Annotated in this window: 18 protein-coding genes; 6 read left to right on the top strand and 12 right to left on the bottom strand. The window is 45.2% G+C overall.

The window, feature by feature from the left end; genetic code table 11:
* Positions 1-139: 139 nt before the first annotated feature.
* Positions 140-427, top strand: a complete 288-nt coding sequence (locus JMN17_RS07180; RefSeq protein WP_202327776.1) for a hypothetical protein — start codon at positions 140-142, stop codon at positions 425-427.
* Positions 420-1,442 carry a hypothetical protein gene (locus tag JMN17_RS07175; RefSeq protein ID WP_202327775.1) on the top strand — a complete coding sequence of 341 codons (1,023 nt, stop codon included), beginning with the start codon at positions 420-422 and terminating at the stop codon, positions 1,440-1,442. The genes JMN17_RS07180 and JMN17_RS07175 overlap by 8 nt, the downstream gene beginning before the upstream one ends.
* A 59-nt stretch (positions 1,443-1,501) precedes the next feature.
* On the opposite strand, the gene JMN17_RS07170 is transcribed toward JMN17_RS07175, so the two are convergent.
* The 3 genes from JMN17_RS07170 to JMN17_RS07160 form a co-directional block, all read right to left on the bottom strand.
* Positions 1,502-1,867 carry a hypothetical protein gene (locus JMN17_RS07170; protein WP_202327774.1) on the bottom strand — a complete coding sequence of 122 codons (366 nt, stop codon included), beginning with the start codon at positions 1,865-1,867 and terminating at the stop codon, positions 1,502-1,504.
* Between the two features lie 56 nt (positions 1,868-1,923).
* On the bottom strand, positions 1,924-2,403 hold the full coding sequence (gene rlmH / locus JMN17_RS07165) for a 23S rRNA (pseudouridine(1915)-N(3))-methyltransferase RlmH (protein WP_003226975.1): 480 nt from the start codon (positions 2,401-2,403) through the stop codon (positions 1,924-1,926).
* A gap of 80 nt (positions 2,404-2,483) precedes the next feature.
* Positions 2,484-2,654 carry a CxxH/CxxC protein gene (locus tag JMN17_RS07160; protein ID WP_003236479.1) on the bottom strand — a complete coding sequence of 57 codons (171 nt, stop codon included), beginning with the start codon at positions 2,652-2,654 and terminating at the stop codon, positions 2,484-2,486.
* A 184-nt stretch (positions 2,655-2,838) separates the two neighbouring features.
* On the opposite strand from JMN17_RS07160, the gene JMN17_RS07155 reads away from it, so the two are divergent.
* A complete protein-coding gene (locus JMN17_RS07155; RefSeq protein WP_087993694.1) occupies positions 2,839-3,252 on the top strand; it encodes a hypothetical protein in 414 nt (137 codons plus the stop codon).
* Between the two features lie 32 nt (positions 3,253-3,284).
* Here the strand turns inward: JMN17_RS07155 and fdhA are convergent, their stop codons facing one another.
* The 6 genes from fdhA to JMN17_RS07125 form a co-directional block, all read right to left on the bottom strand.
* Entirely contained in the window at positions 3,285-4,511 is a 1,227-nt protein-coding gene (gene fdhA, locus JMN17_RS07150; RefSeq protein ID WP_087993693.1) for a formaldehyde dehydrogenase, glutathione-independent, read from the bottom strand.
* Positions 4,512-4,573: 62 nt separating this feature from the next.
* Positions 4,574-4,744 carry a hypothetical protein gene (locus tag JMN17_RS07145; RefSeq protein ID WP_087993692.1) on the bottom strand — a complete coding sequence of 57 codons (171 nt, stop codon included), beginning with the start codon at positions 4,742-4,744 and terminating at the stop codon, positions 4,574-4,576.
* Between the two features lie 102 nt (positions 4,745-4,846).
* On the bottom strand, positions 4,847-5,095 hold the full coding sequence (locus JMN17_RS07140; RefSeq protein ID WP_087993691.1) for a DUF2651 family protein: 249 nt from the start codon (positions 5,093-5,095) through the stop codon (positions 4,847-4,849).
* Positions 5,096-5,113: 18 nt separating this feature from the next.
* On the bottom strand, positions 5,114-6,277 hold the full coding sequence (locus JMN17_RS07135) for a hypothetical protein (protein WP_202327773.1): 1,164 nt from the start codon (positions 6,275-6,277) through the stop codon (positions 5,114-5,116).
* 10 nt (positions 6,278-6,287) lie between these two features.
* Positions 6,288-7,028 carry a hypothetical protein gene (locus JMN17_RS07130; RefSeq protein WP_202327772.1) on the bottom strand — a complete coding sequence of 247 codons (741 nt, stop codon included), beginning with the start codon at positions 7,026-7,028 and terminating at the stop codon, positions 6,288-6,290.
* A gap of 157 nt (positions 7,029-7,185) precedes the next feature.
* The gene (locus JMN17_RS07125) at positions 7,186-7,656 is read right to left on the bottom strand and encodes a GNAT family N-acetyltransferase (RefSeq protein ID WP_202327771.1); all 471 of its coding nucleotides are present in this window, start codon (positions 7,654-7,656) and stop codon (positions 7,186-7,188) included.
* 110 nt (positions 7,657-7,766) lie between these two features.
* Between JMN17_RS07125 and rapG the strand changes: the two genes are divergently transcribed.
* Positions 7,767-8,864 carry a response regulator aspartate phosphatase RapG gene (gene rapG, locus JMN17_RS07120; protein ID WP_087993687.1) on the top strand — a complete coding sequence of 366 codons (1,098 nt, stop codon included), beginning with the start codon at positions 7,767-7,769 and terminating at the stop codon, positions 8,862-8,864.
* A complete protein-coding gene (locus tag JMN17_RS07115) occupies positions 8,865-8,981 on the top strand; it encodes a Phr family secreted Rap phosphatase inhibitor (RefSeq protein WP_087993686.1) in 117 nt (38 codons plus the stop codon).
* Positions 8,982-9,274: 293 nt separating this feature from the next.
* On the opposite strand, the gene rocF is transcribed toward JMN17_RS07115, so the two are convergent.
* The 3 genes from rocF to rocD form a co-directional block, all read right to left on the bottom strand.
* A complete protein-coding gene (gene rocF, locus JMN17_RS07110) occupies positions 9,275-10,165 on the bottom strand; it encodes an arginase (protein ID WP_087993685.1) in 891 nt (296 codons plus the stop codon).
* Between the two features lie 73 nt (positions 10,166-10,238).
* Positions 10,239-11,642 (bottom strand): amino acid permease, encoded by a 1,404-nt coding sequence (locus JMN17_RS07105; protein ID WP_202327770.1) that lies wholly within the window; start codon positions 11,640-11,642, stop codon positions 10,239-10,241.
* 223 nt (positions 11,643-11,865) lie between these two features.
* On the bottom strand, positions 11,866-13,071 hold the full coding sequence (gene rocD / locus JMN17_RS07100) for an ornithine aminotransferase (protein ID WP_202327769.1): 1,206 nt from the start codon (positions 13,069-13,071) through the stop codon (positions 11,866-11,868).
* 240 nt (positions 13,072-13,311) lie between these two features.
* Here rocD and rocR point away from each other — a divergent pair, with 240 nt between their 5' ends.
* Positions 13,312-14,697 (top strand): arginine utilization regulatory protein RocR, encoded by a 1,386-nt coding sequence (gene rocR / locus JMN17_RS07095; protein WP_202327768.1) that lies wholly within the window; start codon positions 13,312-13,314, stop codon positions 14,695-14,697.
* Positions 14,698-14,903 lie beyond the last annotated feature (206 nt).

The following is a 14,903-nucleotide window of genomic DNA, read 5'->3' as shown; positions in this document are numbered from 1 at the left end:
TGATTTTTATTTTAATGAAAATGACAATGTTTGTTACCAACAAGTTTCCTATAAGAGACTAGTTGGTATTAAAAATCCCTTTTGACTATGGTAAGATATAGATATAACAAATTTTACAAGTAAGTGGGGATTGCGAAGTATGAATTCTTATGACGATTACTATAAAAAGCATCTAAGGTTGTTAAGAAAAGCCATCAGTGAAGCAATCCAACAAAGAGGATTTAATTCACTGCATGATTTACACCTTCAACAAAGCTGGATGTATCATACTTCTCAAGACTCTAGCTGGACGCCTCTTTCAAAAAAGGCTCTTTACTCTCTTATAAATTCAGAGGGCAATCCACGGCTAGACACTTTGCTTAAGGTCTGCTATTTATTGCAGATTGATGTTACAAGTTTATTTAAGGGGGAAAACGAAAATGACTGAATTAAATCAAGAACGCAATTTTGAAACATTTTTAGAAGAAGCAAGCTGGTTTTGGTCATCTGAATTGATTGGAGAACAACAAGAGCATACTTTAGCAGAAGAGATGCTAAAAATCTCTCCTCTAATTCAAGACACCTTAGAAAACCACCAACCACATCAACTGGTATCAGTTTTAAAAGTGCTGCGAGATGAGCAAGAGAACCTGGTTCCTCGTTCCCTCATTCTTAAAAACCTGATGATTTTACTCGATGTTTCTGCTGAAATACTTGATAGGGTCGCATTATATTGTCACCACAAAAATGTTACTCAGTTGAATGGTCCTTTTGGTCAATATCAATTTAAAAAATTCGGTCCCAACTTCAGAAAGGCTCTTTCGAATGACAACATTTATAAACTGGCGGTGTCGGATGACGGTTTCTTTGAAGACGTTATTAACTTGATGTTGTACGCTCACGAGTCAAATGAGTTCAGCAGATTCCTGACCTTTAAAGGGTTCCGTTTAGCCACCCTCGTTGGAAATATTGAAGCATTAGCTGAATTTTATCTAAGTCGTTCCATTGAAAACAGTTCACAAATAAAGCAATTGAGAGCTGTTTCATATGGTAATGGTCTTCAAAACAACCTCAAACACAAAATAGTTGAGTCTCTGACTGATTTCGGAGTTGAAATAGCTCCCGGAAACAGATATCTAGGAGAGCAACAGTTTGACCTGGTTCTTGTAAAGAGAACTGAAAGTCAAATACAAACAGATTGGAAATGGGTTGTCATTGAAACTGCCTTCCAAGAAACTACAAATTCAGTTATTGAAAGAAAGGCAAAACAAGCCGTCAATGGGTTATATCAAAGTATTGATGAGGCTAACCACAAATTGGTCTATATTATTGATGGTGCGGGATTTGTTAAAAGATACAAAGTGACTAGTACAATTTTTGATACCTGCCACTTCGCTTCAACTGCAAACCCTGAACATTTTGAAAAGCTTATCTCATTCTTAAAAGAATACTTTAGTAACTAACCTAGATTGAAGAGAAATGAGCTATGTACTCATTTCTCTTCTTTTACTTTAATGAAGGATTATTCCACTTGGAATCTTAACCTTACTTCTTCCATTTTATCGTAGAAATCTTTTTCCATATCTCTTTCAAAAAAGTTACTTAACTTTATGAGATATGCTAGACAGTCCGATATTTCTTTACCTAAGTCATTTGATATATGCTCTTTAGCAATTTGAAAAGCTTCCTTTGACTCGTAACCTTCTTGTATTTTTTTTTCTGTAAGTGCAAAAAGGTCTCTTATTAGCTCAGATATTTCTGATACTTCAGTTGTAAGTAACATTTGATTCATAAGTAATGACTCTTTACTTCGATTATACGAGTCATCTTTAATATGATAATTCAATTTTTTTTGGTAGTCTTGAGTAAATCTTTGGAGCTCTTTCATGTATACATTCCTTTCATTTCTATCTTCTTCCATTCTAGTTTAACTAAAAACCTCATTTACTTATGGTACGGTTCACCACGATTAATCCGAAAAGCCCGATAAATCTGCTCCACCAAAATCAACCGCATTAACTGATGAGGAAACGTCATTTTCGAGAACGACAGCTTTTCATCCGCTCGTTTCATCACGGCGTCGCTCAATCCGAGTGACCCCCCGATGACGAAGGTGACTTTGCTTTTTCCATATGTAGCCAGCTTATCTATTGTATCGGCTAATTCTTCGGATGTTTTCATTTTTCCTTCGATGGCGAGGGCGATGACGTGGGCGTCGGGGCTGATTTTGGATAGGATGCGGTCGCCTTCTTTGTCTTTTATGATTTTCATGTCCTGGTCACTTAGGTTTTCCGGCGCTTTTTCGTCCGGGAGTTCGATGATGTCGATTTTTGCGTAGGCCGAAAGTCGTTTTGTGTATTCTTCAATGCCTTGCTTGAGGTATTTTTCTTTTAGTTTTCCGATGGTCACAATATTAATATTCACAGGTCATCCCCACTTTAAGAACAAGTTATTCATATATGTTGCCCACAATTGTGGATATCTTTTCTGTATTTTGTGTAAGATCATTCGTTCCCCACTATATATACTGCGGGGTCTCCACATAATTCACAGGCTGTGGATAAACTGTTAGTATGTTCGATTTTTCTGATTTCGGGCGGCAGCTCGTGGTCGTCTATGTACATATCCAACACGGTTTCGATGTGTTCTTCACAGGAATAATACGTTTGTTTCATGTTCAAATCCTCCGATGGTTTCTTGCGTTTTTGTAAATGTTCTCTTCCCAATATAACCTATTTATTCACATGTTAGTAGTGCTTCGGGCTGAGTTTTATCCACAATTCGACAAACAAGCTGTTGATGACTCTATTTCGCTCGTGTGTTAGTTTGGATGTAACCGATGTTTGGGGAGGTCTGCATGTGCGCGTTAGATGGGTTTGGCTTTTTGTGATCATGTTGCTGCTTGCTGGGTGTCAGCCGTCTTATTGGGTGTTAGAGAAAGATCGAATCGGTGAAGGGAGTCCAGACTTAGAAATATACGCTAATTACCTTCAAATGCATGATGACGTAAAAGGATATCAAGTCTTCACCATTTCAGAAGGCAAAAAAATGGTTGTTGTGTCTCTTGGAAGCAGAGAGAAGGATAAGAAGCTTGAGGTGTCAGGCGTCAAATTCTCGCCTAAGGAAACGATTGTAACTGTGAAGCGAAAACCCGCTACCAAGGCAAATGAGAAAAACCCTTATATTCTGATTGGACTGGACAAAATAGAAGGAGACTTCATCGTCCAAGACGAATCAGGAGATCGTTTTAAAGAAACAGATGACCAGCAATAAAGCCGGCGTTCTGAGAACGTCCGGCTTTTTCTTTACTTCAGCATTCCATGCGGGTCGATGACGAATTTTTTGGCTGCGCCTTTGTCGAAGTCGCTGTAGCCTTTTGGCGCGTCGTCCAGAGAAATGACGGTGGCGTTGACGGCTTTTGCGATTTGCGCTCTGCCGCTCAGGATCGCTTTCATCAAATTGCGGTTGTATGTCATGGCCGGCGTTTGTCCGGTGACAAAGGTGTGGGCTTTGGCCCAGCCGAGTCCGAAGCGGATTTTTAGTGAGCCTGTTTTGGCGTCCGTATCCTTTGCACCGGGATCTTCGGTCACATATAAGCCCGGAATGCCAAGGCTTCCGCCGACCTGGGTGACGTCCATGATCGAGTTCAGCACGGCGGCAGGCGCTTCTCCTTGATTGCCATGTCCAGATGCTTCAAATCCGACACAGTCCACGGCGGCATCAACGGTCGGTTCACCTAGTATTTGTTCAATTTGCTCGCCGAGGCGATCGTGTTTTTGCACGTTGACCGTTTCGCAGCCGAAGCTTTTCGCCTGTGCCAGTCTGTCTTCGTTCAGATCGCCGACAATCACCGTCGAGGCGCCAAGGAGCTGGGCGGAGTGTGCGGCGGCTAAGCCGACAGGTCCCGCTCCAGCGATATAAACGGTTGAACCTGTTTGCACGCCCGCTGTGTACGCCCCGTGGAAGCCGGTCGGAAAAATGTCGGACAGCATCGTCAAATCGAGAATCTTTTCTAACGCCTGTTCTTTATCCGGGAACACCAATAGCTGAAAATCGGCGTACGGCACCATGACGTATTCCGACTGGCCGCCGACCCAGCCGCCCATATCGACGTAGCCGTAAGCCGATCCCGGCCGTTCCGGGTTGACATTCAAGCACACGTGCGTTTTCTGCGTTCTGCACATCACACAGCGCCCGCAGGCAATATTGAAAGGAACGGATACGATGTCACCTTTTTTGATAAATTCAACATCCCGCCCCGTTTCAATGACTTCTCCGGTGATTTCATGCCCGAGCACCAAGCCTTCCGGCGCCGTCGTGCGGCCTCGCACCATGTGCTGATCGCTTCCGCAGATGTTTGTGGTAAGCACCTTCAAAATCACCCCGTGCTCACATTTACGATTCACATTCGCCTTCGGAACGCCGGGCCCGTCCTTCAAGATTAACTCCGGATACCCGATATCCTCCACCGCTACAGTTCCTTCGCCTTTGTACACAACCGCTTTGTTTCCTGTCAACGCCATTCCTCCCATTCATGTTTTTGGACTTTTCGTCCTTGAACATGACTTCGGTTCGGCATGACCCTTTCCCTTTTTCACGACTGTTTTTTCTGCATCTTAACGACAATAAAAATGCCAAGCCAGCACCCGACAATGGTTCCGACGATGTCCAACCAGCCCGCTTTTCCCCCGTTCAGCAGGAACACAGTAACCGCCGAAGTCAGACCAATAATCGCTGCTTGCAGCATGACACGTTTGGTGCCCATTTGATCCCTCCTTTACATTCTTTTCTATACCATACCTAAAATCACTGCAATATTGGATTCAACAAAAAAAGAGACTTCACCCAGTCTCTTCATAAACAGTGATCAGTTGAAGAATAATTTCCTGAGAAATAATGTGACAACGCTGGTTGCTAACGCAATTGCAGTATAGAGTACAACCCAAAACATGAAAGAACTGTTACCAGAGGCTAACGTAAACAACAATATCAAACTCCCGATAAAGACGATGAGCGGACCAATCCAAACTTTCTTCCATAGGAGATAACCCGCTGCACCGATTACGCCTGACATCATCGGAAAAACAAAAACGACGAGCAGTATAACGGCTCCCAAACCGGAACCCCCTTCACCTTAAAACTCCTTCATCACCTCAAAATCATACAGCTTCAAATGACTCTTCGGCGTCACGACATCTTTTACCTTCCCGATCTCTTTTTCCTTCACTTTCTTTCTGGTTTTCAGGCTGTACTGTTCAATGTATGCAGGCTGATTGTAGGTGTATGTGAAGAAATAAAGACTGCTGCCTTTTCGGGTGATTTCTTTGAAATCGGCTTTCATTTTTTCTGGTGAAAGAGTGAAGGCGATGCTTGATTTTCCTGTCTTTGCATCGATTTTGTACACCTTTCCGAAGCCGTCAATGAAGTACAGGTACCCCTCATAAGAGAAAAAGCTGTTTTTAAAGCTGAAGGGCATGGAGCTGTATATCGTTTGTTCGTCGTTTTTGTATTTGGCGATGTCGTGCAGTTCCACTTTGCCGCTTTTCTTGTTGATTTTGACCATTTGATATAGATTGCTCGCCTTTTGGCCGCGAATCATGACATAAACAGCTTGATCGTCCACAGCAAGCTGGGATTCGATTGAGGCTCCTTCCCGGTATTTCCATTTCGTTATCGTGTAATAGGTGAGCTTCTTCTGATCTGCATGAATTTGGAGGAGCTGATAGCCTTTTTCGTCAGCTGTCGGGACAAGTGCGTAAATGGCGCCGTCATGAAAACCGGAGGCTCGGATGTAGTAGGGGATGACGTCTTTTTTCCACTCTCCGTCCATCTGGCGGTACAGCTCTGAACGGTACCCGTCTCCCTTTTTGTCGTAGCCGGAGTTGTAGAGGGTGTAAAAACCGTCCGTCTGTTGTAAAAAGCCCGCGCTGTCACCGGTGTGTTGATAGGCTCTTTTATGGGAGCGCAGGCCGTTTTTGATTGTGAAAATCGTGTTTTTGTCCTCCAGCATCACACTGTCGCCGTGAATCTTGGCTGAGCCCAGCTCAAGGCCCTTCATCTTAAAAGAAGACAGCGACCCGTCTTGGCTGATGAACAGGGCGTAGCTTTTCCCGCCGCCGAATGCATCTTGATCCGCAGAGGTTGAGAGATACAGCAGGCTGTCCTTGTCGTCCAGAAAATCGGTGTCGCTGAGATCCTGCTGACTCACGGCTTTATGGCTTGTGAGAGGAGAAACGAAGACAAATAGTGCGATCCCTGCGAGAATCAGCATGGCGATGGTAATCATCCACTTCTTCATATCTTTCTCCTTAGTAAATGGTCATGATGGTTGACGTATAGGAAGAGCTTGTAATGTCGCGCGGATATACGCCTAAGCCTCCGTTGCCATCTATATCAATGCCTGCTTTCAGCAAAAAGGCGGACCATAGGAGCTTTGAACAGTTTTTGGCGCCATCATGGCCGGTATTTCTGTTATTAACGAAGTTAAATGAGTATGCGTCGCCGACTCTTGAGACCGCCCAGTCGGCAGCGGATGTTTTTTGAGATGAGGTTACGCTGACTGTTTGCACGATGGAGTTGTCTTCCACGTCTCTGGCATTGTAAGCGATCTGCCTGACCCCGTCGCTCGGGACAGATTCAACAATTTTGTCAGCCGCGGAGTACATGCCGACGTGACCGTGGTTGTAGAAGGCTGTGTAGGAGTTGGTGTAATAGATATTCCCTTTCGCGCTTGTCGGGAGTTTTTTCGTGCCGGACGAGCCGCCCATGATAGACATGCCGCTTCCCTTGGCGAGCCTGTCGCCTTCTGCTTTATCCGCAGTGATTTCCTCATAGAACTGCTTCAGAATGACGTCTTGCTTGACGTGCTGCTGTTTGGCAATCTGGCTGGCGGACTTCATGATTTCTTCCGGTGTCGTGCCTGGCTGCAGTGCGGCGATTTCTTCTGCATAGTTTGTGGTTTTTACGGCTTTGGCGGGAGAAACATACAGTCCGCCACACATCATTGTAAGCGCTACCATAAACAATACCATCCGTTTCTTGAACTTCATTACATCTCCTCTTTTCTTTTGAATGTAGGAAAGGTGACTTCCTTCACCCACATTATATTAGGAAAATAAGGAAAGTAACTAGGTCATTTACAGAATTTTTAGAAATCATTTACAGAAGGCTGTCCGCAAAAAAAGGCCTTTATCAGGCCCTTTACGTTTAAAGCTTCTTGCTCATCACCACGTCTGTTTCTTGAAATCCGGTTCGCTCGTATAGCTTCCGCGCTGTCTGATTATGGGCAAATACATGGAGGGACAGCTTCCGGATTCCCATGCTGCGTGCTGTCTGATCTAATGCCGCCAATGCTTGCTTTGCATAACCCTTGCCCCGGTATGGTTCATATAACCCGAAATCGTAAATAAACGCTTCCTGTTGCGCATGCTCCGGTTCTGCATGTATCCAGAGCCAGCCAACGATTTTCTTTTCATTCAGCGTGAGACTCCATAAGTGATGATGGGGGGTTTCCAGCCCTTTCGGAAGCAGATTGGAAAAGACCTGCCTAGACAATAGCTGTGCGTCTTCAGGCTGCCATGTTCCCGCCTTTACCTTTTCTTCCGCATAATGCTTGGTCGTATACGTGAGATAAGACCGGAATTGTTCTGTCTGCATGGGAGTCAGTATCATTGTCATATCATCGCTCCTTCATATATTGACTATAGGATTTTACATAAAATAGAAAGAGGTGTTACTATCAGAATAAACAACTGAGATTGATAAGTCACGAGAGAAAGGAGTTTCAAATGAATAAGATTGCACCCGCAGAAATCGCTAACATGCTCAATGACTGGTACCTTGCGATCAAGAAACATGAAGTTGAAGAGTCCGCCCGTTTGTTTGAAGAAGTGAAGCCTTTATTGGATGACATGGAAGAGGATCAGGAGGTGCTTGCCTACTTCTCCTTATTGGAACTGCGCCACAAGGTTTTGCTTCACGAGGCGAGAGGACAGGGTTTTCAGCATGAGGAGCCTTCTCATATGAATGCTGCGTCAGACATGCTGAAATATTACTTTTTTCTGTTTGAAGGCATGTACGAAGCCTATAAAAATAATTACGATATTGCCATTGGGCTGTATAAAGAGGCCGAGCAGTATCTTGGCAACGTTCCCGACCCGATTGAGAAAGCCGAATTCCACCTGAAGGTCGGTAAGCTCTATTATAAGCTGGGACAAAATATTGTGTCCCTCAATCATACACGGCAAGCGGTCAAAACGTTCAGGGAAGAGACCGATTATAAAAAGAAACTGGCCTCGGCGCTGATCACCATGTCAGGCAATTTTACCGAGATGAGCCAGTTTGAAGAAGCTGAAACATATTTGGACGAAGCGATTCGGATCACGAGAGAATTAGAGGATTATTTTTTTGAAGCCCAGCTTTTGCATAACTTCGGACTTCTTCATGCGCAAAGCGGCAAATCAGAAGAAGCGGTCTCCAAATTAGAAGAGGCCCTACAACACGAAGAATACGCCCGCTCCGCCTATTACTATCATTCTGCCTATTTGCTGATACGTGAGCTGTTTAAGATTCAAAAGAAAGAACAAGCTTTATCTTATTACCAAGAAGTGAAGGAAAAATTGACAGCCGAGCCGAATAGAATATGTGAGGCAAAAATAGATATTTTATATGCGATTTATGCAGAAGGAGGTCATGCGGAAACGTTTCACTTATGCAAACAACATATGGATGATTTGGTGTCCTGGAAAGAGTTTGACAGTGTAAGAGAACTTTCCATTTTGGCTGGTGAAAAGTACAGAGAGCATGAGCTTTACAAAGAAGCTGCCCACTTTTTTTATGAAGCATTACAAATTGAAGAACTCATCAAACGAACGGAGGTTATATAAATGAAAAAATATCTGATTGGTGCAGGCATCGCAGCGGTGATTTTATCAGGATGGTTTATTGCGGACCACCAAACTCATTCACAGGAGATGAAAGTCGCTGAGAAAATGATTGGGTAAATGAAATACCCCCGCGGGATGCGGGGGTTCAATTTAACGAAAGAATCCTAAAACGGTTTGTAGTTTTAGGATTCTTTCATATTTTCAGCGTGATTGAAAACCCTTGAAGTCTAGGAAGAGCGAGCATTGGAGCAGTCTTTCACAGGATGTGATGACGGCGGTGTTTAGGCAGGACGCCTAAGCATTTAGCCGCCGTTCCTTTCGTAATTCGTGAGCACCAACGCGCAGGCCTGACAACGAATGCAAGGGTTTGTCGACACGCTGAACCCCCCGCGGATGCGGGGGTTTTCTTATTACAACAGCTTCTTACCGAGCAGAGATTCTACGAGCTCCACTGCTGTTTGTCCAGTCTTGTTTTCGTGGTCAAGAATTGGATTGACCTCCACGAATTCAGCTGAGGTGATGATACCCGCGTCATACAGCATTTCCATAGCCAAATGGCTCTCCCTGTAGCTGATGCCGCCGATAACAGGGGTTCCGACACCCGGTGCGTCGTTCGGATCAAGTCCGTCCAGATCGAGGCTGAGATGGACGCCGTCACATGCTGATAAATAATCAAGGGTTTCTTCGATCACCTTTGTCATGCCAAGACGGTCGATTTCGTGCATCGTGTACACCTTCATGCCGCTCTCCCTAATATACTTGCGCTCCCCTTCATCAAGTGACCGGGCGCCGATGATGACGACGTTTTCCGGTTTGATTTTAGGCGCGTAGCCTTCAAGGTTAACCAGTGACTCGTGGCCGATGCCGAGGCTGACGGCAAGCGGCATACCGTGAATATTGCCTGACGGTGATGTTTCAAGCGTATTCAGGTCGCCGTGCGCGTCATACCAGATGACGCCGAGATGATCGTAATGCTTCGCTGTACCTGCCAGTGTGCCGATCGCAATACTGTGGTCTCCGCCAAGGACAAGCGGGAATTTTTTCTCTTCAATGACTTTGTTGACCTTTTGAGCGAGTTTTTCATTTCCCGCCAAAACGGAATTCAGGTTCTTCAGTTCTTCGTCATTTTTGATCTTTTCGCGGTTGATCGGAATGTCACCGAGATCTTCAACCGTATAACCCATGTCTGACAGCCTCTCAATCAGATGGGCGTACCGGATGGCGCTCGGGCCCATGTCCACTCCGCGTCGTGCTTGTCCTAAATCCATTGGCATTCCAATAACCGAAATCGTTTTATCCATCTGTGATTCCACCTCAACATATAAGATAATGTCCTATGCGGGTTATAACAAAGATGACTTGCGGACAATGTGTTTAAAGCTCTAGCTGACGATTTGCCTGCTGGCGTTTTTTAATGACGACATGATAAATGATGTAGCAAATGATCATAAACGGGATGCCGCAATACAGCGCGATACGCTGCTCCGGATCAAATGCAAGGCTGATGAGAACGACCGTATTTAACGTCAGGCCGATCAGCGGAAGCACCGGATACAGCGGTGTTTTGAATTTCAAATCTTCCTTCTTGCCGCCTTCACGGATAAATTTGCGTCTGAACATAATTTGAGAAAGCGTAATCGTGATCCAGCCGACCTGGGCGCTCATGCCCGCCAAAGATAGAAGCACCATATACACGGTTTCAGCCGCCGCCACTTTTGATAGGAGCGATAGGCAGGCCACAGCCATCGTTACGATTAACGCGTTCAGCGGCACACCTCTTTTGTTTGTTTTGCCCAACGCTTGGAAGGCCTGTCCTTCATTCGCCATCGCGTACAGGATACGTGTCGATGCGTATAAACCTGAATTCGCAACAGATAATAGCGCGATTAAAATAACAAAGTTCATGATATCAGCGGCATACGGGATTCCGATTTGTTCAAATACCGCAACAAACGGACTTTCCACAACTCCCGCCTGTTTCCACGGAATCATGCCGGCAATGACAATGATGGATAAAACAAAGAAGACAAGCGTTCTCCATACTGTCTGTTTGATAGACCGCGGAATCGTTTTTTCAGGGTCTTCACTTTCTCCGGCTGCAACCCCGATCAGCTCAGTTCCCTGAAACGCGAAGTTCACGGCAATCATCGTTATCAATATTGCCTTAATACCGTTTGGGAATAACCCGTCTTCATAAAAATGTGTCAAAAACGGCGCCTGCTCTCCGCCTTTCAAATCAATCAGGCCAAACATGGCAGCTCCGCCGAGAATAATAAATAAAAGGATAATCAAAATTTTAATGCCTGAGAACCAGAATTCCGATTCTGCAAAGGCTTTGGCTGTTATTGCATTTAGTATAAACATCAGTGCCGCAAATACCAGACACCAGATCCACACGTCTATGTGCGGAAACCAGCGGAGCATTAGCTGCCCCGCTGATAAGAATTCAATGGCGCATGTAACCGCCCAGCCGAGCCAGTACAGCCAGCCGAACGCAAATCCAAAGGCTGGGCTGATAAATTTTGTCGCATAGGTCTGGAAGGACCCCGACACAGGAAAGGCGACTGCCAGCTCCCCTAAGCAGAGCATCGTCAAAAACATGATAAAGCCGCCTACTAAATAGGACAGAACCGCGCCGAGCGGTCCCGCTTGGTTAATGGTAAACCCGGTTCCAAGGAAGAAACCGGTTCCGATCACTCCGCCCAATGAAATCATGAACAAGTGGCGTGATTTCATTGTCCGCTGGAGCTGATTTCCGTTATCTTGGTTTGTATTCACATTCTGCACCCCTTCAGCAACTTGTATTGGATCTAAGCTGGAATGACTACACGGTGCATATCCCAGTTTGCTGTCCAAAGAGCCTTTATCTATTTAATATAAAATTCACTTCTTCTCATAAAGATACATTATACTAAAATACTGTAGCTGAGCAAATAGGGAGTGCTTAATTTTCTGTTGTAAATTTATACAAACGAAGTGAATATCCCGCCATGGTGCGGATTTATGCGTTTTGCAGCACGTGCTTAATTTTCTCTATTGCCCAATCCAAATCTTTTTTCGAAATGATTAATGGCGGTGCAAAACGAATAACTGTATCATGCGTTTCCTTGCATAAAAGCCCTTCTTTCTTCAAGCGCTCACAATACGGACGCGCGGCTTCCGTCAATTCCACACCGATAAACAGCCCTCTGCCGCGGACTTCTTTAATGACAGGGTTATCAATGCTCTCAAGTTCTCTTTTAAAGTATTCGCCAAGCTCAAGAGAACGTTCCGCCAGCTTTTCATCCTCCATCACTTCCAACGAAGCGATAGACACCGCACATGCAAGCGGGTTTCCGCCAAATGTCGAGCCGTGTGAGCCCGGGTTAAACACGCCTAAGATCTCGCGGTCTGCCGCAATGCATGAGATCGGGAACACACCGCCGCCAAGCGCTTTACCCAAGATATACATATCGGGAACAATGCCGTCCCAGTCACACGCAAACGTCTTGCCTGTACGTCCAAGACCCGTCTGAATTTCATCCGCAATAAACAAGACATTCTCTTCCTTACAAATCGCCGCCGTTTCCTGCAAAAACCCTTCAGGCGGAATGACAATCCCCGCTTCGCCTTGAATCGGTTCGAATAAAAATGCCGCTGTATTCGGCGTAATGGCCTGACGAAGCGCTTCCGCATCGCCGTAAGGGATTAACTTGATTCCCGGAAGCATCGGGCCGAATCCTCTTTTATATTCCTCTTCAGAAGACAGAGATACCGCCAGCATCGTCCGGCCGTGGAAGTTCCCGACACATGCGATAATTTCAGCTTGATTGTCTGCCACGCCTTTTACTTCATAAGCCCAGCGTCTCGCCGCTTTCACCGCAGATTCAACCGCTTCAGCTCCTGTATTCATCGGCAAAATCATCTCTTTGCCCGTCAGCTTAGCTGTTTTCTCGTAAAATGGTCCCAGCTGATCGTTGTGAAACGCGCGTGACGTGAGGGTAATTTTATCAGCCTGATCCTTCAATGCCTGAATGATTTTCGGATGTCTGTGACCTTGGTTTACCGCAGAATAAGCACTCAGCATATCCATATATTCATTGCCTTCCGGGTCCTTTACCCAAGCACCCAGCGCTTCAGAAATGACAATCGGGAGCGGATGGTAATTGTTGGCTCCATAATGAGACGTCTGATCAATAATTTCTTTGGATTTAGATAAAGCTGGCATATTTGAATTCCCCCTTGTTTTCTGTTTCAACATGTTATCCTGCTTTCCCTTTATATAAATGCAAGTTCTGTGCCAAATCAAGATTTCGTGTGTTTTCTACAATTTTCGAGGATAAGGTGCAAAAACATTCAGATATTTCGAGCAAAAATTTCAGCAAGTGCAAAATTCTTTTGCATATCCTCTCCATTCTTTTATAAAATAGAGGCAATATTAAGAAAATAATTGAGGGAGGTTTATACAATGGTCAAAGACAGCGAATTCCTCACATTGGTTTTTCAAAGCATTTTGGATGAAATCGATGTTGGCCTGCACGTGGTAGACGAGCATGGAAACACGATCGTTTATAACAACAAAATGATGCAGATTGAAGATATGGAGAAGCATGACGTCCTCAATAAAAACCTGATGGATGTGTTTATGTTTTCTAAACAGCAGGACAGCACCCTGGTACAGGCCCTTCAGGAAGGCACAACGATTAAAAATGTGAAGCAGAGCTACTTCAATAATAAAGGCCAGGAAATCACGACGATCAATCATACATATCCCATCGTCCAAGACGGCAAAATCAGGGGCGCAGTCGAAATTGCCAAGGATGTGACAAAGCTTGAACGGCTGATCAGGGAGAATATGAACAAAAAAGGCAGCACAACATATACATTTGACAGCATTCTCGGCACCAGCCCGGCCATTCAAGATGTCGTCGAAAACGCCAAACGGGCAACGAGAACGTCATCATCGGTCCTTCTCGCAGGCGAAACCGGCACGGGAAAAGAGCTGTTCGCGCAAAGTATTCATAACGGCAGCGATCGCTCAGGCGGCCCGTTTATTTCACAAAACTGCGCGGCGCTGCCAGACAGCCTTGTAGAAAGCATTTTGTTTGGAACGAAAAAAGGGGCGTTTACAGGCGCTGTCGACCAGCCCGGACTGTTTGAACAAGCACATGGCGGCACGCTGCTGTTAGATGAAATCAACTCGCTGAATCTGAGTCTTCAGGCGAAGCTGCTGCGCGCTCTTCAGGAACGGAAAATCAGGCGCATCGGTTCGACAAAGGATACGCCGATTGACGTGCGTATAATTGCCACAATGAACGAAGACCCGATTGACGCGATTGCGGGCGAACGAATGCGGAAGGACTTGTATTACAGGCTGAGCGTCGTGACACTGATCATCCCGCCGCTTCGGGAACGAAAGGAAGACATTTTGCTTCTCGCATCGGAGTTCATTCAGAAAAACAACCACCTGTTCCAAATGAATGTCGAACACATCAGCGAAGATGTGAAGCAATTTTTCCTATCCTACGACTGGCCGGGAAATATACGTGAGCTTGAGCATATGATCGAAGGCGCAATGAATTTCATGACGGATGAGCAAACGATTACGGCTTCCCATCTGCCCTATCAATACCGCATGAAAATCAAGCCAGCCAACATCTCAGAACCGGAAACAGCAAGACACCAGCCGGCCGCGGACTTAAAAGAAAAAATGGAGAGCTTCGAAAAATATGTGATTGAAAATGTGTTAAGAAAGCACGGCCATAACATCTCACAAGCTGCTCAGGAGCTTGGCATCAGCAGACAAAGCCTTCAATACCGGCTGAAGAAATTTTCCCACCCGCCTGCCGAGTAACAGTCCTATTCCGGCGCAGGAAGCCAGACGTGTATGTCGTTAAACGGCAAAGCTCACACCCAACTGCAACAGCGGAAAAGCCTTCAAACATCATGTTGACAGCAAACCGCAATCACAAAAAACATCGCGCTGAACACATGCAAAAGGCACAATAAAATCTTCTGTATCGAGGGAAGAAAAAGAAATCTATGTATACATCATAAAAT

This window comes from Bacillus sp. RHFS10, assembly GCF_016757475.1.
GTDB lineage: Bacteria > Bacillota > Bacilli > Bacillales > Bacillaceae > Bacillus > Bacillus subtilis_G.
This window is presented reverse-complemented; position numbering and strand designations above follow the sequence as displayed.

What these genes read in the sequence shown, in the direction of transcription:
- fdhA (WP_087993693.1), bottom strand. Translation starts at nt 4,511, where the DNA reads ATGGGAGGAATGGCGTTGACAGGAAACAAAGCGGTTGTGTACAAAGGC.
- rocF (WP_087993685.1), bottom strand. Translation starts at nt 10,165, where the DNA reads ATGGATAAAACGATTTCGGTTATTGGAATGCCAATGGATTTAGGACAA.
- JMN17_RS07175 (WP_202327775.1), top strand. Translation starts at nt 420, where the DNA reads ATGACTGAATTAAATCAAGAACGCAATTTTGAAACATTTTTAGAAGAA.
- JMN17_RS07125 (WP_202327771.1), bottom strand. Translation starts at nt 7,656, where the DNA reads ATGACAATGATACTGACTCCCATGCAGACAGAACAATTCCGGTCTTAT.
- JMN17_RS07130 (WP_202327772.1), bottom strand. Translation starts at nt 7,028, where the DNA reads ATGAAGTTCAAGAAACGGATGGTATTGTTTATGGTAGCGCTTACAATG.
- JMN17_RS07135 (WP_202327773.1), bottom strand. Translation starts at nt 6,277, where the DNA reads ATGAAGAAGTGGATGATTACCATCGCCATGCTGATTCTCGCAGGGATC.
- JMN17_RS07160 (WP_003236479.1), bottom strand. Translation starts at nt 2,654, where the DNA reads ATGAAACAAACGTATTATTCCTGTGAAGAACACATCGAAACCGTGTTG.
- rocD (WP_202327769.1), bottom strand. Translation starts at nt 13,071, where the DNA reads ATGCCAGCTTTATCTAAATCCAAAGAAATTATTGATCAGACGTCTCAT.
- JMN17_RS07115 (WP_087993686.1), top strand. Translation starts at nt 8,865, where the DNA reads ATGAAAAAATATCTGATTGGTGCAGGCATCGCAGCGGTGATTTTATCA.
- JMN17_RS07145 (WP_087993692.1), bottom strand. Translation starts at nt 4,744, where the DNA reads ATGGGCACCAAACGTGTCATGCTGCAAGCAGCGATTATTGGTCTGACT.
- JMN17_RS07180 (WP_202327776.1), top strand. Translation starts at nt 140, where the DNA reads ATGAATTCTTATGACGATTACTATAAAAAGCATCTAAGGTTGTTAAGA.
- rapG (WP_087993687.1), top strand. Translation starts at nt 7,767, where the DNA reads ATGAATAAGATTGCACCCGCAGAAATCGCTAACATGCTCAATGACTGG.
- rocR (WP_202327768.1), top strand. Translation starts at nt 13,312, where the DNA reads ATGGTCAAAGACAGCGAATTCCTCACATTGGTTTTTCAAAGCATTTTG.
- JMN17_RS07170 (WP_202327774.1), bottom strand. Translation starts at nt 1,867, where the DNA reads ATGAAAGAGCTCCAAAGATTTACTCAAGACTACCAAAAAAAATTGAAT.